Below are 19,845 nucleotides of genomic sequence, written 5' to 3' on the forward strand. Positions count from 1 at the left end.
CCGAAGGGGGTTCGGCAGCCGGGCGGTAGGCACCAGCCACGGGGGCATCAGGACGCAGCGGGGCACACGGGGGTCGTATCGCTCATCGCGGGGGAAGGCAGAGGGGGAGACCCGAGCGGGACCAGGGGGAGGAGCGACGCACAGCCATGGGTGAGGTCTTCGCCGGACGGTACGAACTGGCCGACCCGATCGGTCGCGGCGGGGTCGGCGCGGTCTGGCGCGCCTGGGACCACCGCCGCCGCCGTTACGTGGCCGCCAAGGTGCTCCAGCAGAGCGACGCGCACGCGCTGCTGCGCTTCGTGCGCGAGCAGGCGCTGCGGATCGACCATCCCCATGTGCTCGCGCCCGCCAGCTGGGCCGCCGACGACGACAAGGTCCTGTTCACCATGGATCTGGTCGCCGGCGGCTCGCTGGTCCACCTCGTCGGCGACTACGGCCCGCTGCCCCCGGTCTTCGTCTGCACCTTGCTCGACCAGTTGCTCTCCGGTCTCACCGCGGTCCACGCGGAGGGTGTCGTGCACCGCGACATCAAACCCGCCAACATCCTGCTGGAGGCCACCGGTACGGCACGTCCGCGCCTCAGGCTCTCCGACTTCGGCATCGCCATGCGGCTGGGCGAGCCGCGGCTGACCGAGACCAACCTGGTGGTGGGAACGCCCGGTTACCTCGCGCCCGAGCAGATGATGGGCTCCGATCCGGACTTCCCCGCCGACCTGTTCGCCGTCGGCCTGGTCGCGCTGTATCTCCTGGAGGGCGCCAAGCCGGACGCCAAGGCCCTCGTCCAGTACTTCGCGGAGCACGGAACTCCGGGCGCCCCCAAGAGCGTTCCGGAGCCGCTGTGGCAGGTGGTCGCCACGCTCCTCCAGCCGGACCCACAGGCGCGCTTCCGTACGGCCACAGGGGCGCGCAAGGCGCTCGCGGCGGCCGCCGAACTCCTGCCCGAGCCCGGCCCGGACGACGAGCTGATCGAGATCTTCGACCAACTCGGCCCGCTGCCCCCGGGGTTCGGTCCCGACGGCCCGCCCAGGCGCCCGAGGCCCCCCACCTCCCTGTCCCCCCACCCGCACACCACCCCCGAGCCCCACCCGCACACCGCCCCCGAGCCGGACCGCCCCTCCACCCCACCCGACCCGGAGGGTGGACCCAGCACCTCCGAGGCGGGCGGGCCGTACGGCACCTCCGAGGCGGGCGGCCCGCGCGCCTCTGGCAGGGGGCACCTGAGCAACCCGCGCGAGCCGGCCGGCCGGGCCGCCGCGCTCGGCCCGGATGGCCCCGCTCCGGCTTCCGGCCCGGGAGAGAGGGGCGCCGCTTCCGGCCCCGGTGGATCGGGCGCCGCGCCCGGCGCGGGCCGCCCGGTCACCCCGCCCGGGCCGGCCGGTCCCGGTGCCGCTCCCGGTTCGGAACCTCCCGGCGGCACGCCCCGGCCGGCCGCCCAGGGCACCGGGCCGCTGCCCGCCCGTCCGGGAGCGGCCCCCGGGACAGCCCCTACGGGCACCGGATCCCTCCCCTCCGGTCCCGCGGCGGCCGCCGCTGCTGTCCACCCGGGCACAGGTGGTCTGCCCTCCCGGCCGAACCGAGCGCCTGATCCGGCCCACCCGGGCGCTGGTACGGGCTCGGGCATGGGGACGGGCGCGGGATCGGGCTCGGGTGTCGGCACGGGGACGGGCGCGGGATCGGGCTCGGGTGTCGGCACGGGGACGGGCGCGGGATCGGGCTCGGGTGTCGGCACGGGGACGGGCGCGGGCGACGGTACCGGAAACGGCACCGGTGGGGCGTGGTCGGGTGGGGGATCCGTGCCGTCCGCGCCCTCCGTACCGGGTCATGCGCCGGGGTTCGGGCCGAACGACCCACGTCAGGAACCGGATCCGACGCCCACCGATCCGCGGCGGCCCACGCGACCGACGCCACGGTCGGCGGCCTCGGCCCCCACGCCCGCCCCGTCCATGTCGGACACCGGCAGCTTCCACCTGCCGCCCCCGCGACCGGCGACCGGCTCCTTCCCCGGCCCCGGCGACGCGGAGCCCTCCCCTCCGCATCCCCCCGCCTACGCGCCGACGCCCGGCCCCATGGCCGCGCCCCCGTACGAGCCCACGTTCGTGCTGCCGACCCGCGGCCGGCACGGCGAGGGGTCCACCGCCTCGTACACCGCTCAGGACCCGCCGCACGCGCAGGCCCCTCACGCGCCTCAGGCCCTCTCCACCCCGCAGGTCGTCTCCCCGCACGGCCGTCGGCGCGGGCACCGCGCCGCGCGCCGTCCTGGTCCGCCCGCCGGAATCGCGCTGCCGCTGCTCTTCCTCGCGCTGGCCTGCTACGCCGTGGGGTTCTGGGCGTTGACGCGCATCTGAGCCGCCGACCGGCGCCGGGCGGTCAGCGTCCATACCCCGAGCACCATCAGCAGCACGCTTCCGGTGCCGATGCCGCCCACGGCGACCGCCTTCATCGCGGGGTCGCCGCCCGACGTTCCGTCACCCGACGCGTCGGCGGCCGCCGTGTCCCCGCCCGCCGCGAGCACGGGGTCCGGCGCCCCGACGTCGAAGAACCCGCGCGGCACCGACTGCCGGGCGTACCCCGGCCCGGCCCGGGTGCTGCCGCCGAGGCCGACGCGCAGGGTCAGCCCGTAGGGCCCCTCGCCGAAACGCTCGGCGACCTGCGCGGCGAGGTGCACGACGAGGTAGTACGCGCCGGCGAACCGCAGGGACTTCGTCGGGTCGGTGGGGGCGTACCGGTTGGCGTAGCCGACCGGCGGGAGCGGGGGCAGCGAGGCCGACTTCTGGCTGCCGCCGTAACCGATGCCCGTGTCCTTCACCGAGGCGCGCACCGGGTTGTAGAGCGTGAGGTCCAGGGCGTCGACCACGTACCCGGAGTTCGTGTCCGCGCTGCCCAGGTCGACGGTGGCGGACGGCTGCTGGCCCCAGTCGACGGGCACCTTGTAGAAGAGGGTCTGCCCGGGGACGATCTCGTCGCTCCAGACGCCCGGCCGGACGGCGGCCGCCTCGGCGAAGCCCGCCCCGCCCCGGGCCGAGACCGGTTCGTCCACGGGCGGCGTGGGCGTGGCGGAGTCCCACACCTCGGGCGCTCCCGTGGCGGCGGCCTTCGCCAGCGGCGCCTCGGAGACGGGCGCGAGCTCCAGGTCCCAGGACCGGCTGCCGGACAGGTCCGTGTCCTCCTCGCCGCCGCCGGTGCCGGTGCGCTCGACGACCACGTAGTACGTCCCGGCCTTCCGGCACAGCCCCTTGCCGGGCAGGAGTTCGCGCGCTCCCCAGGCGGTGAGCGGCTGCGGGCTCCCGGCGACCCCGACGGTCACGGAGTCGGAGGAGCAGGTGGTGCTGTCGGCGTCCTGCACGGAGACGCTGATCCCGTCCCCGGCGAGGAGCGTGGCCCGCGCGCGCGGGATCGCCGTGACGGAGACGTAGACGTCCGAGACGCCGTCGAGTTCGAGGCGGTAGTAGGCCTTGTCCTCGCCCTGGAGGGAACTCCGGTACGTCGCGCCGGGTTCCAGGCGGGCGGCGCCGGTGGTGCCCTTCGTCGCGGGGGCGCTGCGGACGTCGTCGGCGAAGGCGTACGAGGGGACCTCCGGCGCGGCCACGGCGACCCGTGCGGGCTGCGCCGCCCACGACAGGCCGAGCACCGCCGTCACGACCGCGCTCCGTACGACGGCCCGCCACACGGCCGCTCCACGCCCCGTACGCCGGGCCATCGACCCCGCCCCCTCCGCCCCCTCGCCTTCGACCGAACGTGGGCCATCCTCCCCCGCACGCGCGCGTGCCGCCCCCGCATTCCGTACGAGCGTCCGAAAAGGCCGCCTCTAACCCCGGTCCGGGGGACACGCAACACAAAACCCCGACCGCGAGCGGCCGGGGTCTGTTCAGTCTTCGGTATCGATACTCACGAACCCGTGGGCACGGAGTCGGTCGCCTCCGTCCACAGATCCTGCTCGGCGCGATCCGCCTGGATCTGGCGGTACACGAGGAGCCCGCCGATGGCGGCCAGTGCGACCAGGAGAAGCTTCTTCACCGCGCGACCTCGTCTTTCCTTGACGTAGGGGACCTCTGGCGCCCGACTATACACACCGACCGAGACCGATCGGTGACCTGCGTCCGCCCCCAACTGCCGCCCTCGGCAGCGCAGTAGAACCGGATCGCGCCGCTCCGATCGGAGGGTGATCACACCCGCACGGACGGTGACTTTTGCCCTTCCTCATACCGTCTGATCCTCACTTCTGGGCTTTTAGAGGCCTTTGCGGCCATCCGGGTGGTGTTCATCAGAACAACGCCACGCCGCGAGCGTCGGTCCACCACTTCACGGCGCTCATACACATCATGAGGAAAGTACGCAAATCACCCAACCCGAAAGTGAGGGGCCATGCCCGAGAACAGGGTCATGAAGCTGTGGACCGCCATCGTCACCGCCTTCCTCGCGCTGTGCACGGCGCTCGGACTCATCACGACGACCGCCACCACGGCGGCCGCGCAGACCGCTCCGACGCGCAGCAGCGAGAATGTGACGACCGCCGACACGACGGCTCGGCCGACGGTCGCGGCGCCCTGGGTGTGGGCCCAAGCCCGCTCCCTGCCCCCCACGATGAAGCAGCGCATCCGCGCCGAGGCGCACGGCAAGTCGCCCAGCTGCCGCCACCGCGGCCTCCCGGACGCGGAAGCGGCCGAGCACACCGCCGCCTCCTGCGACTCCGCGGACCCGGCCGAGCCGGCCACCCCGCTCCAGCGCTGAGCCCCCCCGGCACGCCGCGTGCCGCCTCCCCCGACGTAACGGCGAACTTGCGTACAGCCCGCACGAGCAGGCCCGGCAGCTCCCCCAGGAGCCCCCGGGCCTTCGCCATGCCCCACCGCATTCCTCACACGCCCGGCCACACGCCCGGCCACGCGGCGCCCCGCCAGATGCACGGCCACGCACCCGGCCACGCGTCCCCGACCCGGCAGTCCCGTGGTTCAGGGGCGGGTCGACGGCGCTACGGGCCGGCGCCTAAGGATGCCTCCGCCCGAGGACACAGAACTCGTTGCCCTCGGGGTCCGCCAGGACGACCCACGGCTGGTCACCCTGGCCGATGTCGACACGCGTCGCGCCGTGGGCCTCGAGACGCGCCACCTCGGCCGCCTGGTCATCGGGCCTGAAGTCCAGATGCAGCCGGCTCTTGGCCTGCTTGATCTCGTCGAGCCGGACGAACTCCAGCCCCGGCAGGCGATCGGGCTCCGGACGGATCTCGAACTCGTCGTCGGAGGAATGGACCACGACCCAGCCGAGAGCCGTGGCCCACCACTGCCCCAAGGCCACCGGATCCGCCGAGTGGACGATCACCTGTTCCCATTGCAAGGTCATCCGCGCAGCCTAGGCCGCCCCGAGCCCGCCGGCCCGGCCAGGCCTTCGCACGGGTGGGGCCGAGACGGACGTGTCCTGTGGCCTCGTCCTACGCGGCAGCCGTCGTGGCGTCCCGTCAGGCGTCCGCGCCGTCGCCGTTCGGCAGGAGTGCGGCCAGTTCGGCGCCGTCCGGGCGGTGGACCGCCTCGGCGGCCTCGCGCAGAACGGCGCGGTCGGCCTTGTCCTCGTCGGCGATCAGGCGAATCACCGCACCGTCGTCGGGCACCGCGTACTCGTGGCGGTCCCCGGCCTCGCGGCACCAGGCGTCGCCGTCCCGGACACAGGTGACCTTCTTCTTGCCCGACACCTCGCCCAGCGGCTCCTCGGGGCAGCTCTCCGCCGTCAGCGTGCCGTGCCCCGCGAAGAGGCCGAACTCGGCGGCACTAGGCCGCTGTTTCCGCGACGAGGACGGCGACGGCGATCGGGCGCGTGGCGTCCGTGGCGGCGGCGTGGGCCACGGCGGCCCGGACGCCGAGGGCGACGTCCAGTGGATGGTGCCCTGCCGCGACGGCGAGGTGGACCTCGATGTGGCGGCCGGGTGGATCGTCGAAGTCCTGCACCTTGACCGGGCGGCTTCCCCATGCGGCGGTGAGGCGGGCGACGCCCGGAACAGCCGTCGCGACGTCCGCCAGCTCACCGACGGGCCCCGGCGTGGGTCGTGTTCCGGTCTCCGGGGGCAGGCTTCGCGCGGCTGGGGCTGCGGCCGCCGCGTCCGGCGCGGGCTCCGTGGCCCTCGTCGCGATGGGTGGCCTGACGACCGTCTCCGAGCCCAGTTGGAGATCCGTGACGCGCAGGTCGGCTGTGACAGTGGCCAGGCCGAGCCGTTCAGCGGCCGCATCGAGCAACGCGCTCCTCAACTGGGCGGCGGTTTCGGGCAGTGGCCGACCGAGAGATGAGGCGAAGGCGGCTTCGATCCTGAGCGGGCCGGGCGGTAGCGCGCTGGCCGGCGGACGCACGGCCGGTTCGGACACGGGCTCGAGCGGTGCCGGCCCTATGCGCAGGGACTCCAGCCGAACACCGGGAACCGCGGCAGCCGCGCGCCCGAGGACCCCGACGGCCGCTTGCTCGGTGATCCATGTCCCGTCGCCCGGCCCGCCCAGCGGCAGCAGCCGGCCGAGGTCCAGCCGGAGCTGTGCCGCCTGCGCCCACGCCTCGGACTCCACCGCCCTCTCACCCTCTTGCTCCCCCTGCTCCGGTTCTCGTCCCGCCCGCCCTGCGGTCGGGGTGTCCGCGAAGGGCCCGGGCGGGACGTTCGGGCCCCTCGGATAACCGCTCCATCTCCCGCAACACATCCGGTCAAAAACTTACTAAAAAGACTAGAATATCAAAAGAGATAGGCATATGAGCTTTTGAGGAAGGAATGTCACGATGACTGAGAACACCGGCGTGAAAGTCGGCGGTCCGCCCGGCTCTCGCGGCCGGACGATCGTCGCCGACGTGGTAGTGGAGAAGATCGCCGGGATGGCGGCACGGGATGTGCTCGGCGTCTATGCCCTGGGCGGTGGACTCGCCCGCTCGATGGGAGCCATGCGGGAGCGGCTGCCCGGCGCCGGCAGCGGCAAATCCGCCACGCGCGGGGTCAGTGTCGAGGTCGGAGAGCTACAGGCGGCCATCGACCTGGAGCTCGTCGTCGACTACGGCGTCTCGATCACGGACGTCGCCGCCGAGGTGCGGGAGAACGTGATCTCCGCGGTGGAGCGGATGGCGGGTCGGGAAGTGGTGGAAGTCAACATCACCGTCAGCGACGTGAAGCTGCCCGCCGACGAGGAGGACGAAGGAGAGGAGCGGCAGCGCATTCAGTAGCCGGGGCGCGCGGAGCGGCCGGCTTGAGTGAAGGAGCGCGTGATGAGCAGGGCCGTGGTGGGCTTGATGGCCGGTATGGCGCTGGGTTTCGCGGCGTATTTCGGTAACTTCTGGGCTTTCCTGCTGGTGCTGGGACTGGGTGTCGTCGGTCTTGTGGTCGGGCGGTTCACGGAGGGCGATCTCGAACCGGGCGACTTCGTCCGGCGCCGGGACCGCCAGGAGCGGATCCGCGACGACCGGCGACGGACCCGGGGGGACTGGCGGCAGTGACCGGTGAAGCAGATCGGCGTCCGGCCGTTCCCCGCGACGAGCGCGGTGCGCTCACCGTCGCCGACCGGGTCGTTGCGAAGATCGCCACCCGTGTGGCGTGCGAGGCGCTGAGCGGGTTCACCGAGTCGGCCGGCCGTGTACCGCCGGGCCGCCGGACGCCACGTGTGAACACCTCGGTGCGGCGGGCACCGAGGCGGAGTACCGCAGGACGAGACGCCGGGTCCGCCGCGCCACGGCAGACGGCGCTCGGCGAGGCGCGGCTGCGCATCGCCGTCGAGCTCGGCTATCCGTCCGACATCGGGGCGCAGTGCGCGGCGGTGCGCCGGGCGGTCACCGAACGGCTCAGGACATGGGTCGGCATGGACGTGTCCGACCTCGTGGTGTCGGTCGAGAGGCTGCACCCGGTGCAGGGGCGGAACACGGACCAGGAGAGGGTGAGATGAGCGCGCACACCTGGCGGCAGCCGACCGGTGCCGGCGACGGCGACCTACCCGCCGATCCCGGCCGGGCGACTTCGTCCGCCGATGACACCCCGGACACGGGCGCGATGGCGACGACCGGCGCGTCAGGCCGGTCGGGGCGCCGCTTCTGGTCGGCGCGGCGCGTTCCCGCGGCCCTGGTGGCCCTGCTGTCCGCCGCGGCCGTCGGACTGCTCCTGTACGACGTGGTCTCGGTGCGGGCAGGCCGGCCGTCGATGAGCTGGCGTCGGCACCTGGCCGAGGAACTGGCCACCCGGCCACTGGACGACGTCTGGGTGATCGTCGGGGCCGCGGTGGCGATGGCCCTGGGCGTGTGGATCTTCCTGCTGGCGGTGACGCCGGGCATGCGCAGGCTGCTGCCCATGCGGCAACCCACCGACATCCCCGGCACGGCGGATGTCCGAGCCGGGCTCGACCGCCGCGCGGCCGCTCTGGTGCTGCGCGACTGGGCGGTGCGGGTGCCCGGTGTCCGGTCGGCCCGGATCGCTGTGGGCCGCCGGAAGGTCAAGGTCCTGGCGCAGGCCCATTTCCGCGGACTCGACGAGGTCCGCGAGGATCTGGCCGCCACGCTGGAGGAAGCCGTGAGGTCCTTGGGTCTCGCCCGGCAACCCGCACTGACCGTCCGCGTCCGGCGCCCGAAGAAGGGCTGAGGTGATCCTGATGCGCAGGACGGTGAACCGGGTGCTGCTGGGGCTTCTCGGCCTCGGGCTGTTCGCCCTGGGCGGCGGCGTGCTCTGGGGAGGGCTGGATCTCCAGCGCCGCTGGGGATTCGGCATGCCGGGCTGGTGGCCCTTCGTCGGGCCGGACGATGTGCTGCTGGGCGCCGAGGGACGTACCCGGTGGCGGGACGAGGGCTGGTGGTGGCCGACCGTGATCGCGGCGCTCGCCGTCCTGCTGGTCCTGCTGCTGTGGTGGCTCCTGGCGCAGCGCGGACGTCGCCTGGACCAGGTCCTCGTCCGGAGCGAGGACGGCGCGCCGGCCCGGCTCGACGGCCGAACGCTGGAGGACGCCATCGAGGAAGAGGCGCGGTCCCTGAACGGGGTTTCCCGGGCTCAGGTCCGGCTGTCGGGCCGACGTACCGCTCCCGCCGCACGCGTGCGGCTTTTGCTGGAGCCTTACGCGGAGCCCGCGCGGACTCTGGGACGGCTGAGCCGCGAAACACTCGCCCACGCACGGGACTCGGCCGGCCTGGACAGCCTCCCGTCGAAGGTCCGGCTCAGGGAGGCCCGCCATCGAGCCCGACGCACCGCATGAGTTCCCGCGCAAGCCCTTCCCGGGAGGTCCCGTCGTGGTCCTTTTCCTGGCCCTGCTCATCGCCGGAATCGCCCTGGTCGCCATCGGCGCGGCCGTGGACGGCATGCTCTACCTGATGTCCGTCGGCGTACTGCTCCTCATCGCCGATCTGCTCTACCTGGCGGCCCGCTCCATCTGGCGCTCCACCCGCCGCCCGGCCCCCTGAAGAAGCCCGGCCACGGCGACGGACCCGGGTGGGCAACCGGTGTCGCCCGGTGATGTCAAAAGACCCCCGGACCGATGGTCCGGGGGTCTTTTGGCTGGTGGGGCTAACAGGATTTGAACCTGTGGCCTCATCCTTATCAGGGATGCGCTCTAACCAACTGAGCTATAGCCCCGCCGCGCTCTGCGGTGTGTGTCCCGCGCGCTGACTCCTGAAGATTAGCGCACGACGTGGGCAGTCCCAAAATCGATAGTCGCGGGACCCACGGCAGGGTTTGAAACCGCTGCGACGGCAGAGGTCACTCGTCCTCGGCCAGCGTCAGTTCGACGCCTCCGACGAACCCCGCGGACAGGTTGTAGATGAACGCGCCGAGCGTCGCCAGCGCGGTCGCGAGGACGACGTCGATGACCGCGATGATCGACGTGAACATCAGGACGTGGGACAGCGACAGGAACGACTGGAGGTCGAAGCCGTTCGACTCGTTCGAGCCGGTCGCCTCCGAGACCGTGCCGCCGACCGTCGAGAAGACGCCCATCGCGTCCATGACCATCCACAGCACGGCGGCCGCGACGATCGTGCAGATGCCGAGGGCGATGGAGAGCAGGAAGCTGACCTTCATCACCGACCAGGGGTCGGCCTTCGACACCCGCAGCCGCGCCTTGCGGACCCGGGGCGTGGTGCGGGCCCCGGTCCGGGGACGGCGGACGGCGCCGGCCGCGGCCGGCGCCGCGGGCGCCTGCGCCGGGTAGGCCTGCGGCGGGTGGTAGGGCCCGGCCTGCTGCTGCGGCTGGCGCTCACCGGGAAGCGGCGACGCCTCCTGCTGGGCCTGGGTGCCTCTGGTGTCCGTCACGGTTCCCCCCTGGGATCCCTTCGATCCGTGCGTGTCGGCCGAGGGTGAGGGCGAGTCGGCCGCAGAGGGCTTGATGGCCTTCAGCTGCGTCGTGTGGGTGTCCGCCGCACGCCCGTCGGCACCCCCGGCGCCCCGCGCGTCGGTCGTACGCGCGTCCCCCGCCGGCGCGGCGGAGCCACGGCCGCCGCCGTTCTTTCCCGTACCGGCAGACGTACCGGCGCCCGTGGCTCCGCTCACGATGACTCACTCCTCGTGCTACTCGGACGAGGGCGACTCACCCTCGTCCGTGCCGGTGGTCGTGGCTGCCTCGGCGGGCTCGTCCACGGCGACCTCGCCGTCGACCTCCTCCGCCTCGCGCCCCGCCTCGGCGTTACGTGCGATACCGACGACGGCATCGCGCTTGCCCAGGTTGATCAGTTGGACGCCCATGGTGTCACGGCCCGTCTCCCTGACCTCGTTGACTCGCGTACGAATCACACCGCCGGACAGCGTGATGGCGAGGATCTCGTCGGTCTCCTCGACCACCAGCGCGCCGACGAGCGAACCGCGGTCCTCGACGATCTTGGCAGCCTTGATACCCAGGCCGCCGCGACCCTGGACGCGGTACTCGTCGACGGCGGTGCGCTTCGCGTACCCGCCGTCTGTGGCAGTGAACACGAACGTACCGGGTCGAACAACATTCATCGAGAGCAGCTGGTCTCCCTCACGGAAGCTCATGCCCTTGACACCCGAGGTCGCACGGCCCATGGGCCGCAGGGATTCGTCCGTGGCGGTGAACCGGATCGACTGCGCCTTCTTGCTGATCAGAAGCAGATCGTCGTCGGCCGAGACGAGTTCGGCTCCGATCAGTTCGTCGTCGGAACCGTCCTCCGTCTCACGGAGATTGATCGCGATGACACCACCGGCACGCGGCGAATCGTAATCCTTCAGAGGCGTCTTCTTGACCAGGCCGCCCTTGGTGGCCAGGACCAGGTAGGGCGCCGCCTCGTAGTCGCGGATCGCGAGGATCTCGGCGATCGCCTCGTCGGGCTGGAAGGCCAGGAGGTTCGCGACGTGCTGGCCCCGCGCGTCACGGCCGGCGTCGGGCAGCTCGTACGCCTTCGCCCGGTACACCCGGCCCTTGTTGGTGAAGAACAGCAGCCAGTGGTGCGTGGTGGAGACGAAGAAGTGGTCGACGATGTCGTCTTCCTTGAGCTTCGCCCCGCGCACGCCCTTGCCGCCGCGCTTCTGGGAGCGGTAGTCGTCCGTCTTCGTGCGCTTGACGTAGCCACCGCGCGAGATGGTGACGACGATGTCCTCCTCGGCGATCAGGTCCTCGATGGACATGTCGCCGTCGTAGGGCACCAGCATCGTCTTGCGGTCGTCGCCGTACTTCTCGACGATCGCGGCCAGTTCCTCGCTCACGATGCCGCGCTGGCGGACCGGCGAGGCCAGGATGGCGTTGTACTCGGTGATCTTCGCCTGGAGTTCGTCGTGCTCCTGGATGATCTTCTGGCGCTCCAGGGCGGCCAGGCGGCGCAGCTGCATCTCGAGGATGGCGTTGGCCTGGATCTCGTCGATCTCCAGGAGCTCCATCAGGCCCGTGCGTGCGATGTCGACGGTGTCGCTGCGCCGGATCAGCGCGATGACCTCGTCGATGGCGTCCAGGGCCTTCAGCAGGCCGCGCAGGATGTGCGCCCGCTCCTCGGCCTTGCGCAGCCGGAAACGCGTACGGCGGACGATGACCTCGATCTGGTGCGCCACCCAGTGCCGGATGAACGCGTCCAGCGAGAGGGTGCGCGGGACGCCGTCGACCAGGGCCAGCATGTTCGCGCCGAAGTTCGACTGCAGATCCGTGTGCTTGTACAGGTTGTTGAGGACGACCTTGGCGACCGCGTCCCGCTTCAGGACGATGACCAGGCGCTGGCCCGTACGGGACGACGTCTCGTCACGGACGTCCGCGATGCCGCCGACCTTGCCGTCCTTCACCAGGTCGGCGATCTTCTGCGCGAGGTTGTCGGGGTTGGTCTGGTACGGCAGCTCCGTGACCACCAGGCACTGGCGGTTCTGGATCTCCTCGACCTCGACGACCGCCCGCATCGTGATGGAGCCACGGCCCGTGCGGTACGCCTCCTCGATCCCCTTGCGGCCGACGACTAGGGCGCCGGTCGGGAAGTCGGGGCCCTTGATGCGCTCGATGAGGGCGTCCAGCAGCTCCTCGTGCGAGGCTTCCGGGTTCTCCAGGTACCACTGGGCGCCGGACGCGACCTCGCGCAGGTTGTGCGGCGGGATGTTGGTCGCCATGCCGACCGCGATACCGGCCGAACCGTTGATCAGCAGGTTCGGGAAGCGGGCCGGCAGGACGGTCGGCTCCTGGGAGCGGCCGTCGTAGTTGTCCGTGAAGTCGACGGTCTCCTCGTCGATGTCGCGGACCATCTCCATGGACAGCGGCATCATCTTGCACTCGGTGTACCGCATGGCGGCCGCCGGGTCGTTGCCGGGAGAGCCGAAGTTGCCGTTGGAGTCCACCAGCGGCATCCGCATCGACCACGGCTGCGCGAGGCGGACCAGCGCGTCGTAGATCGAGGAGTCGCCGTGCGGGTGGTAGTTGCCCATGACGTCGCCGACGACGCGGGCGCACTTGTAGAAGCCCTTCTCGGGCCGGTAGCCGCCGTCGTACATGGCGTACAGGACGCGCCGGTGCACGGGCTTGAGGCCGTCCCGGACGTCCGGCAGCGCGCGGGAGACGATGACGGACATCGCGTAGTCGAGGTACGAGCGCTGCATCTCCGTCTCGAGCCCGACGGGCTCGATACGCATCACGACGTCGCCGCCCTCTTCAGGCGTGACGGGAGTGTTCTCGTCGGTCATTGCTGGTAGGAATCCTTTCTGACGCGGTCAGCTGAGACCGACTCAGATGTCGAGGAAACGGACGTCCTTGGCGTTGCGCTGGATGAAGGCGCGGCGCGCTTCGACGTCCTCGCCCATCAGGACCGAGAACAGGTCGTCGGCCTGGGCGGCGTCGTCGAGCGTGACCTGGCCGAGGACGCGGTGCTCCTGGTCCATGGTCGTGATGCGCAGCTCCTCGGCGTTCATCTCACCGAGACCCTTGAAGCGCTGGATCGAGTCCTCGCGCACGCGCTTGCCGCGCTGGCGGCCCATCTCGAGCAGCGCGTCGCGCTCCCGGTCGGAGTACGCGTACTCGATGTCCTCGCGGCCCCACTTGATCTTGTACAGGGGGGGACGGGACAGGAACACGTGCCCGGCCTCGACCAGCGGCCGCATGAAGCGGAACAGGAAGGTCAGCAGCAGGGTGTTGATGTGCTGGCCGTCGACGTCGGCGTCCGCCATCAGGATGATCTTGTGATAGCGGAGCTTGGAGATGTCGAAGTCCTCGTGCACACCGGTGCCGAAGGCGGAGATCAGCGCCTGGATCTCCTGGTTCTGCAGGATCTTGTCGATCCGCGCCTTCTCGACGTTGAGGATCTTGCCCCGGATCGGGAGGATCGCCTGGTACTGCGGGTTCCGGCCGGACTTGGCCGAGCCGCCGGCGGAGTCACCCTCGACGATGAAGATCTCGCACTTGGTGGGGTCGTTCGACTGGCAGTCGGAGAGCTTGCCCGGCAGAGAGGCCGACTCCAGCAGACCCTTGCGGCGGGTCAGGTCGCGGGCCTTGCGGGCCGCCACGCGCGCGGTGGCCGCCTGGATGCCCTTGCGGACGATGTCCGCCGCCTCCACCGGGTTGCGGTCCAGCCAGTCGTTGAGGTGCTCGTAGACCGCCTTCTGGACGAAGGTCTTCGCCTCCGTGTTGCCCAGCTTGGTCTTCGTCTGACCCTCGAACTGGGGCTCGCTCAGCTTGACCGAGATGATCGCCGTCAGACCCTCGCGGATGTCGTCGCCCGTGAGGTTGTCGTCCTTCTCGCGCAGCAGCTTCTTGTCGCGCGCGTACTTGTTGACGAGGTTCGTCAGCGCCGAGCGGAAGCCCTCCTCGTGGGTGCCGCCCTCATGCGTGTGGATGATGTTGGCGAAGGAGTAGACGCCCTCGCTGTAACCGCTGTTCCACTGCATGGCGACTTCGAGGGAGAGGCTCTTCTCCTTGTCCTCCGCCTCGAGGTCGATCACCGTCGGGTGCACCGCTTCGCCCTTGCGGGAGTTGAGGTACTTCACGAAGTCGACGATGCCGCCCTCGTAGTGGTACGTGACGGTCTTGACCTCGTCCTTCTCGTCCGCACCCGCCTCGTCCGCCCCGGCGGTCGCCTTCGCCGACTCGCGCTCGTCGGTGAGTTTGATCGTCAAACCCTTGTTGAGGAACGCCATCTCCTGGAAGCGCCGCGAGAGCGTCTCGAAGGAGTACTCCGTGGTCTCGAAGATGTCGGCGTCGGCCCAGAAGGTGACCGACGTGCCCGTCTCGTCGGTGGCCTCGTGCTGGACGAGCGGGGCCGTCGGGACGCCCATCTTGTAGTCCTGCGTGTGGCGGTGGCCGTCGGTCTTGACCTCGACCGCGACCTTGCTCGACAGGGCGTTCACGACCGAGACGCCCACGCCGTGCAGACCACCGGAGACCGCGTAACCGCCGCCGCCGAACTTGCCGCCCGCGTGCAGCACGGTCAGCACGACCTCGAGGGCCGGCTTGCCCTCGGACGCCACGATGCCCACCGGGATGCCGCGGCCGTTGTCGACGACACGGACGCCGCCGTCGGCCAGGATCGTCACGTCGATGGTGTCCGCGTGGCCGGCCAGCGCCTCGTCGACCGAGTTGTCGACGACCTCGTACACGAGGTGGTGCAGGCCGCGCTCGCCGGTCGAGCCGATGTACATACCGGGTCGCTTACGGACCGCGTCCAGACCCTCGAGGACGGTAATGGCGCTGGCGTCGTACGAGGTGGTGACCTCGCTGGTCGAGGCGGCTGCCTCGACGCTCGCGCCGGCGTCGGTGGACGGGATGTTCTCGTTGGGGTTGCCGGAATCGGCCACGAAGCGCCCTTTCTGGCACAGCACCAGCCAGGCTCGTCGGCAGGTTGCCGGAGCGGCTGCGGCATGTTGCGTTGGTAAGCCTTGAATCAGCGTTGCTCAGCTTCTCCCGGGCGGTCCCCACGTTCGGGGCGGGATTGGCTTCCAGTCTACCGGTAGCACTGACACTGATGGGGGTTTGCCGGTACCTGAGTCCGCATGTGCCGCCCTCAACCGGTCTCTTCCGGGTCCCGATATACGGAAGGGGGCTCCAAGAGGCTCACGGAGGCACTCAGCGCTTCCGGGTGTCAACCCTTGGCTACTTGGGAGTCAGGTCCGGATTCGCACCCGCACGCGGCCGGGCAACGCGAAGGCCGGGCGGTCCCCACAGGACCCTCCCGGCCTGGAAAAGCGTGACGCACGTCACCCGTAGGTATCGCCGGGACCCGTGCTTCCCGGGGCCCTGAGGGGGCCGTAGCGGCGCACGGGACCACTGGGCCCGAGCACCTTGATCAGCCGCACCGTCCCGTGGCCCAGATCCTCGTTGAGGCGCGCGACCAGGGTCGGCGCGAGCAGCCTCAGGTTCGTCGCCCACGCCGTCGAGTCGCAGCGCACGATCAGCGCCCGCTCGTCCTCGTCGTACTTCTCCGGCACGCAGTGCTTGGCCACGTCCTCGCCGACGATCTGCGGCCACCGGCCCATCACACCGCCCACCGCGGCCGGCGCCTCCCACCCGCGCTCGTTGAGCAGCCGGTTGATCGCCGCGCCCAGCGCCATGGGGTCGCGGCCGTCCGCGCGCGCGCCGGAGCGCAGGCCGCCACCGCGCCGCGCCTGCTTCTTCTGCTGGGCCGCGTCCCCCCGCGCGCGTGCCTGCTCACGGGCCGCCCTGAGCGCCACCCGCGCGAGATCGACGCCGGACGGCTCGGGGGTCCGCTTCGCGGGCTCGTCGGCGGTCACAGGCGCTCCACCGTCCCCTCGGCCACGGCGTACCGGGCCCCCGCGAGGACATGCGGCACGTCGTCGTCGACCGCCGCCGTCACCAGCACCTGCTCGCCGGGCGCCACCAGCTCGGCCAGCCGCTCCCGCCGACGGGCGTCCAGCTCGGCGAACACGTCGTCCAGCACCAGCACCGGCTCGTTGCCCTCGGCCCGCAGCAGGTCGTACGAGGCCAGCCGCAGCGCCAGCGCGTACGACCAGGACTCGCCGTGGGAGGCGTACCCCTTGGCGGGCAGCTGGCCGAGTTTGAGGACCACGTCGTCGCGATGCGGGCCCACCAGGGTCACGCCCCGCTCGATCTCCTGCTTGCGGACGTCCGCGAGCGCGGCCGTCAGCTGCGCGTAGAGGTCCTCACGCGTGTGCGCCTCACCGGGCGCGGACGGCTTGTACTCCAGGGCCACCGGACCGCCGCCGGGCGCCAGCTGCTCGTACGCCTTGTCGGCCAGCGGCTGGAGCGCGGCGACCAGGTCGAGGCGCTGGGCGAGCAGCTCGGCGCCCACGCGCGCGAGGTGCTGGTCCCACACGTCGAGGGTCGACAGGTCCAGGGAGCGCCCGCCGTGCCGCCGGGCGAGCGCGGCCGACTTGAGGAGCGTGTTGCGCTGCTTGAGCACCCGCTCGTAGTCCGAGCGCACGCCCGCCATCCGCGGGGAGCGCGCGGTGATCAGCTCGTCGAGGAAGCGGCGCCGCTCCCCGGGGTCGCCCTTGATCAGCGCGAGATCCTCGGGCGCGAACAGCACCGTCCGTACGATGCCGAGCACGTCACGAGGCCTGACCTGCGAGGACCTGTTGATGCGGGCACGGTTGGCCTTGCCGGGGTTCAGTTCGAGCTCGACCAGCTGCTGTCGCTCGCCCTGCCGGATCTGCGCCCGGATGATCGCGCGGTCGGCGCCCATGCGGACCAGGGGCGCGTCCGAGGCGACCCGGTGGCTGCCGAGGGTGGCGAGATAGCCGACGGCCTCGACGAGGTTCGTCTTGCCCTGCCCGTTGGGGCCGACGAACGAGGTGACGCCCGAGTCGAGCGGAACCTCGACCCGGGCGTACGAGCGGAAGTCGGCCAGCGACAGATGCGTGACGTGCATGGTCGTTCGCCGACCTCCCCCAGGGTTGTGGATCGCGGGGCGACCCTGTGGACTACTTCTTCTCGACCGCGTGGCCGCCGAACTGGTTGCGCAGCGCCGCGATCATCTTCATCTGCGGCGAGTCCTCCTGGCGGGAGGCGAACCGCGCGAACAGGGACGCCGTGATGGCGGGCAGCGGCACGGCGTTGTCGATGGCGGCCTCGACCGTCCAGCGGCCCTCGCCGGAGTCCTGCGCGAAGCCGCGCAGCTTGTCCAGGTGCTCGTCCTCGTCGAGGGCGTTGACGGCCAGGTCGAGCAGCCAGGACCGGATGACCGTGCCCTCCTGCCAGGAGCGGAAGACCTCGCGCACGTCCGTGACGGAGTCGACCTTCTCCAGCAGCTCCCAGCCCTCGGCGTAGGCCTGCATCATGGCGTACTCGATGCCGTTGTGGACCATCTTCGCGAAGTGGCCGGCGCCGACCTTGCCGGCGTGCACCGCGCCGAAGTCGCCCTCGGGCTTGAGCGCGTCGAAGACGGGCTGCACCTTGGCCACGTGCTCCGCGTCGCCGCCGTACATCAGCGCGTAGCCGTTCTCCAGGCCCCAGACGCCGCCGGAGACACCGCAGTCCACGAAGCCGATGCCCTTGGCGGCCAGCTCCCCGGCGTGCTTCTCGTCGTCCGTCCAGCGGGAGTTGCCGCCGTCCACGACGACGTCACCCGGCTCCAGCAGTTCGGCGAGCTCGTCGACGGTCGACTGGGTGGCCGCGCCGGCCGGGACCATCACCCAGACCACGCGCGGGCCCTTGAGCTTGCCCACAAGCTCTTCGAGGCTGTGGACGTCGGCGAGGTCCGGGTTGCGGTCGTATCCGACGACGGTGTGGCCTGCGCGGCGGATCCGCTCGCGCATGTTGCCGCCCATCTTGCCGAGGCCGACGAGACCGAGCTCCATCAGTTGTTCCTTAGGTCGCTGTGTGGCGTGGCGGGCACCTTCGTACCCATGTCCGAGCCTAAACCCGGACGGTCACGCACACCTGTGGGCATACGCGCTCAGACGTACACCCCACCTGGGGGTTCGCCGGCGGCTTCTCCCCAGGGACCGCCCCGGTCGTCCACGGCCTGTGGACGACCGGCCGGATCACGGCGCCGCCGTCAGCCGCTGAGACGCACCGGCATGATCAGGTACTTGTAGGCCTCGTCCGCCTCCGCGTCCAGCGCAGGCTTGCCGCTGAGCAGCGCGGGCTTCGTGGACGTCGTGAAGGACAGCTGGGCGACCGGGGAGTCGATGGCGCTCAGACCGTCCAGCAGGAAGGTCGGGTTGAAGGCGATCGAGATGTCGTCGCCCTCGAGCTGGGCGTCGACCCGCTCCACAGCCTGTGCGTCGTCACTGGAGCCGGCCTCCAGGATGAGCACGCCCTGCTCGAAGCTGAGCCGCACCGGGGTGTTGCGCTCGGCGACCAGGGCCACTCGCTTGACGGCCTCCACGAAGGGGGCGGTCTCGATCACGGCGACGGAGTTGAACTCGGTCGGGAACAGCGTGCGGTACTTGGGGAGGTCGCCCTCCAGCAGGCGGGTCGTCGTGCGCCGGCCCGCGCCCTCGAAGCCGATGAGGCCCTCGCCCGAACCGGAGCCGGACAGCGCCAGGACCACGCTGTCGCCGCTCGTGAGCGCCTTGGCGGTGTCCAGGAGCGTCTTGGCGGGCACCAGGGCGACCGCGGAGGCGTCCGGGTTCTCCGGCTTCCACAGGAACTCGCGGACCGCGAAGCGGTAGCGGTCGGTGGAGGCCAGCGTGACCGTGTCGCCCTCGATCTCGATGCGCACACCGGTGAGGACCGGCAGCGTGTCGTCACGGCCGGCGGCGATGGCGACCTGGGCGGCCGCGGAGGCGAAGACCTCGCCGGGCACCGTTCCCGTCGCGTTCGGCATCTGCGGCAGGGACGGGTACTCCTCCACAGGCAGGGTGTGGAGGGTGAAGCGCGAGGAGCCGCAGACCACGGTCGCCCGTACACCGTCTGTGGAGATCTCCACCGGGCGGTTGGGCAGGGCGCGGCAGATGTCCGCGAGCAGGCGGCCGGAGACGAGGACCGTGCCCTCCTCCTCGACCTCGGTGTCCACGGAGACCCGCGCGGAGACCTCGTAGTCGAAGCTGGACAGGCTCAGCTGGCCGTCCTCCGCCTTCAGCAGCAGGCCGGCGAGGACCGGCGCCGGCGGACGGGCCGGGAGGCTGCGTGCCGCCCAGGCCACGGCCTCCGCGAGTACGTCGCGTTCCACCCGGATCTTCACTCTTGCCGCCTCCTGCTGTTGCCGGCGCTTCTCGCCCTGCCTGGCCTTCGTCGTCTGTCTCGGTGTGGTCGGCCCCGGCGAGGGGCAGGACCAACGGGGACCAGTCTGACGCACCGCACTGACAGTCGGTGCCCCTCGGGGTCAAGTCGTGACGAGGGGCAGCCGGGCACCGAGGAGCGAGTTGTGCACAGGACCCCCTTCTAAACGGATTTCTCGCTCTCTCTAGTCGGGAGTAGTAGTAGGGGCTGTGGAAACGGTGGATAACCGTGTTTTCGCAGCTCAGGGCCGGAATTTTATCCACCGGGCCTGTGGGCGGAGCCGGTGGACAACCGGGGCCTTCTGTGGAGAACA

The 19,845-nt window shown here is 71.3% G+C and carries 20 protein-coding genes and 1 tRNA gene; 8 read left to right on the top strand and 13 right to left on the bottom strand.

The window, feature by feature from the left end; all coding sequences use genetic code 11:
- The first annotated feature begins 146 nt into the window (after positions 1 to 146).
- Entirely contained in the window at positions 147 to 2,345 is a 2,199-nt protein-coding gene (locus J2X68_RS18235; RefSeq protein WP_310433604.1) for a protein kinase domain-containing protein, read from the top strand.
- Here J2X68_RS18235 and J2X68_RS18240 read toward each other — a convergent pair.
- Together J2X68_RS18240 and J2X68_RS18245 are read right to left on the bottom strand one after the other, a co-directional pair.
- Positions 2,309 to 3,697: a hypothetical protein gene (locus J2X68_RS18240; protein WP_310433605.1), complete on the bottom strand. Its 1,389-nt coding sequence runs from the start codon at positions 3,695 to 3,697 to the stop codon at positions 2,309 to 2,311. The genes J2X68_RS18235 and J2X68_RS18240 overlap by 37 nt on opposite strands.
- A 188-nt stretch (positions 3,698 to 3,885) precedes the next feature.
- Complete coding sequence (locus J2X68_RS18245) at positions 3,886 to 4,014, bottom strand: DLW-39 family protein (RefSeq protein ID WP_003999697.1); 129 nt, start codon at positions 4,012 to 4,014, stop codon at positions 3,886 to 3,888.
- A 348-nt stretch (positions 4,015 to 4,362) separates the two neighbouring features.
- Between J2X68_RS18245 and J2X68_RS18250 the strand changes: the two genes are divergently transcribed.
- Complete coding sequence (locus J2X68_RS18250; protein ID WP_310433606.1) at positions 4,363 to 4,728, top strand: DUF6344 domain-containing protein; 366 nt, start codon at positions 4,363 to 4,365, stop codon at positions 4,726 to 4,728.
- A 252-nt stretch (positions 4,729 to 4,980) separates the two neighbouring features.
- Here the strand turns inward: J2X68_RS18250 and J2X68_RS18255 are convergent, their stop codons facing one another.
- The 3 genes from J2X68_RS18255 to J2X68_RS18265 form a co-directional block, all read right to left on the bottom strand.
- A complete protein-coding gene (locus tag J2X68_RS18255; protein ID WP_310433607.1) occupies positions 4,981 to 5,334 on the bottom strand; it encodes a VOC family protein in 354 nt (117 codons plus the stop codon).
- A gap of 115 nt (positions 5,335 to 5,449) precedes the next feature.
- Complete coding sequence (locus J2X68_RS18260) at positions 5,450 to 5,680, bottom strand: hypothetical protein (RefSeq protein ID WP_310433608.1); 231 nt, start codon at positions 5,678 to 5,680, stop codon at positions 5,450 to 5,452.
- A 76-nt stretch (positions 5,681 to 5,756) separates the two neighbouring features.
- Positions 5,757 to 6,536, bottom strand: a complete 780-nt coding sequence (locus J2X68_RS18265) for a hypothetical protein (protein ID WP_310433609.1) — start codon at positions 6,534 to 6,536, stop codon at positions 5,757 to 5,759.
- A 205-nt stretch (positions 6,537 to 6,741) separates the two neighbouring features.
- Between J2X68_RS18265 and J2X68_RS18270 the strand changes: the two genes are divergently transcribed.
- Genes J2X68_RS18270 through J2X68_RS18295 form a run of 6 tightly spaced genes read left to right on the top strand, consistent with a single transcriptional unit; the run spans position 6,742 to position 9,384 of the window.
- Positions 6,742 to 7,176, top strand: coding sequence for an Asp23/Gls24 family envelope stress response protein (locus J2X68_RS18270; RefSeq protein ID WP_310433610.1), 435 nt, complete (start codon positions 6,742 to 6,744; stop codon positions 7,174 to 7,176).
- A gap of 42 nt (positions 7,177 to 7,218) precedes the next feature.
- On the top strand, positions 7,219 to 7,446 hold the full coding sequence (locus tag J2X68_RS18275; RefSeq protein ID WP_310433611.1) for a hypothetical protein: 228 nt from the start codon (positions 7,219 to 7,221) through the stop codon (positions 7,444 to 7,446).
- Positions 7,443 to 7,889 (top strand): Asp23/Gls24 family envelope stress response protein, encoded by a 447-nt coding sequence (locus tag J2X68_RS18280; RefSeq protein WP_310433612.1) that lies wholly within the window; start codon positions 7,443 to 7,445, stop codon positions 7,887 to 7,889. Before J2X68_RS18275 ends, J2X68_RS18280 begins: the two co-directional genes overlap by 4 nt.
- On the top strand, positions 7,886 to 8,575 hold the full coding sequence (locus J2X68_RS18285) for a DUF6286 domain-containing protein (protein WP_310433613.1): 690 nt from the start codon (positions 7,886 to 7,888) through the stop codon (positions 8,573 to 8,575). The genes J2X68_RS18280 and J2X68_RS18285 overlap by 4 nt, the downstream gene beginning before the upstream one ends.
- 10 nt (positions 8,576 to 8,585) lie before the next feature.
- On the top strand, positions 8,586 to 9,179 hold the full coding sequence (amaP, locus tag J2X68_RS18290) for an alkaline shock response membrane anchor protein AmaP (protein ID WP_310433614.1): 594 nt from the start codon (positions 8,586 to 8,588) through the stop codon (positions 9,177 to 9,179).
- 34 nt (positions 9,180 to 9,213) lie between these two features.
- Entirely contained in the window at positions 9,214 to 9,384 is a 171-nt protein-coding gene (locus J2X68_RS18295) for a hypothetical protein (protein ID WP_310433615.1), read from the top strand.
- A 95-nt stretch (positions 9,385 to 9,479) separates the two neighbouring features.
- Here the strand turns inward: J2X68_RS18295 and J2X68_RS18300 are convergent.
- The 8 genes from J2X68_RS18300 to dnaN all read right to left on the bottom strand — a co-directional run bounded on the left by J2X68_RS18300 (position 9,480) and on the right by dnaN (position 19,494).
- Positions 9,480 to 9,556, bottom strand: a tRNA-Ile gene (locus tag J2X68_RS18300).
- 123 nt (positions 9,557 to 9,679) lie between these two features.
- A complete protein-coding gene (locus tag J2X68_RS18305; RefSeq protein WP_310433616.1) occupies positions 9,680 to 10,468 on the bottom strand; it encodes a DUF3566 domain-containing protein in 789 nt (262 codons plus the stop codon).
- Between the two features lie 18 nt (positions 10,469 to 10,486).
- Positions 10,487 to 13,081, bottom strand: a complete 2,595-nt coding sequence (gyrA, locus tag J2X68_RS18310; RefSeq protein WP_310433617.1) for a DNA gyrase subunit A — start codon at positions 13,079 to 13,081, stop codon at positions 10,487 to 10,489.
- A 42-nt stretch (positions 13,082 to 13,123) separates the two neighbouring features.
- Positions 13,124 to 15,208 (bottom strand): DNA topoisomerase (ATP-hydrolyzing) subunit B, encoded by a 2,085-nt coding sequence (gene gyrB, locus J2X68_RS18315; protein ID WP_310433618.1) that lies wholly within the window; start codon positions 15,206 to 15,208, stop codon positions 13,124 to 13,126.
- 375 nt (positions 15,209 to 15,583) lie between these two features.
- Positions 15,584 to 16,117 (bottom strand): DciA family protein, encoded by a 534-nt coding sequence (locus tag J2X68_RS18320; RefSeq protein WP_310433619.1) that lies wholly within the window; start codon positions 16,115 to 16,117, stop codon positions 15,584 to 15,586.
- Complete coding sequence (gene recF, locus J2X68_RS18325; protein WP_310433620.1) at positions 16,114 to 17,235, bottom strand: DNA replication/repair protein RecF; 1,122 nt, start codon at positions 17,233 to 17,235, stop codon at positions 16,114 to 16,116. Before recF ends, J2X68_RS18320 begins: the two co-directional genes overlap by 4 nt.
- 52 nt (positions 17,236 to 17,287) lie before the next feature.
- The gene (gene gnd, locus J2X68_RS18330) at positions 17,288 to 18,163 is read right to left on the bottom strand and encodes a phosphogluconate dehydrogenase (NAD(+)-dependent, decarboxylating) (protein ID WP_057606303.1); all 876 of its coding nucleotides are present in this window, start codon (positions 18,161 to 18,163) and stop codon (positions 17,288 to 17,290) included.
- A 200-nt stretch (positions 18,164 to 18,363) separates the two neighbouring features.
- Positions 18,364 to 19,494, bottom strand: a complete 1,131-nt coding sequence (gene dnaN, locus J2X68_RS18335; RefSeq protein ID WP_310433621.1) for a DNA polymerase III subunit beta — start codon at positions 19,492 to 19,494, stop codon at positions 18,364 to 18,366.
- Positions 19,495 to 19,845: the final 351 nt, after the last annotated feature.

Source organism: Streptomyces sp. 3330, assembly GCF_031456635.1.
Taxonomy (GTDB): Bacteria; Actinomycetota; Actinomycetes; order Streptomycetales; family Streptomycetaceae; genus Streptomyces.

Bases quoted from the DNA above. Each gene is read 5' to 3' on its own strand.
- gyrA (WP_310433617.1), bottom strand. From the start codon at position 13,081: ATGACCGACGAGAACACTCCCGTCACGCCTGAAGAGGGCGGCGACGTC.
- J2X68_RS18270 (WP_310433610.1), top strand. From the start codon at position 6,742: ATGACTGAGAACACCGGCGTGAAAGTCGGCGGTCCGCCCGGCTCTCGC.
- recF (WP_310433620.1), bottom strand. From the start codon at position 17,235: ATGCACGTCACGCATCTGTCGCTGGCCGACTTCCGCTCGTACGCCCGG.
- J2X68_RS18235 (WP_310433604.1), top strand. From the start codon at position 147: ATGGGTGAGGTCTTCGCCGGACGGTACGAACTGGCCGACCCGATCGGT.
- J2X68_RS18275 (WP_310433611.1), top strand. From the start codon at position 7,219: ATGAGCAGGGCCGTGGTGGGCTTGATGGCCGGTATGGCGCTGGGTTTC.
- J2X68_RS18285 (WP_310433613.1), top strand. From the start codon at position 7,886: ATGAGCGCGCACACCTGGCGGCAGCCGACCGGTGCCGGCGACGGCGAC.
- gnd (WP_057606303.1), bottom strand. From the start codon at position 18,163: ATGGAGCTCGGTCTCGTCGGCCTCGGCAAGATGGGCGGCAACATGCGC.
- J2X68_RS18250 (WP_310433606.1), top strand. From the start codon at position 4,363: ATGCCCGAGAACAGGGTCATGAAGCTGTGGACCGCCATCGTCACCGCC.
- J2X68_RS18240 (WP_310433605.1), bottom strand. From the start codon at position 3,697: ATGGCCCGGCGTACGGGGCGTGGAGCGGCCGTGTGGCGGGCCGTCGTA.
- J2X68_RS18255 (WP_310433607.1), bottom strand. From the start codon at position 5,334: ATGACCTTGCAATGGGAACAGGTGATCGTCCACTCGGCGGATCCGGTG.
- amaP (WP_310433614.1), top strand. From the start codon at position 8,586: ATGCGCAGGACGGTGAACCGGGTGCTGCTGGGGCTTCTCGGCCTCGGG.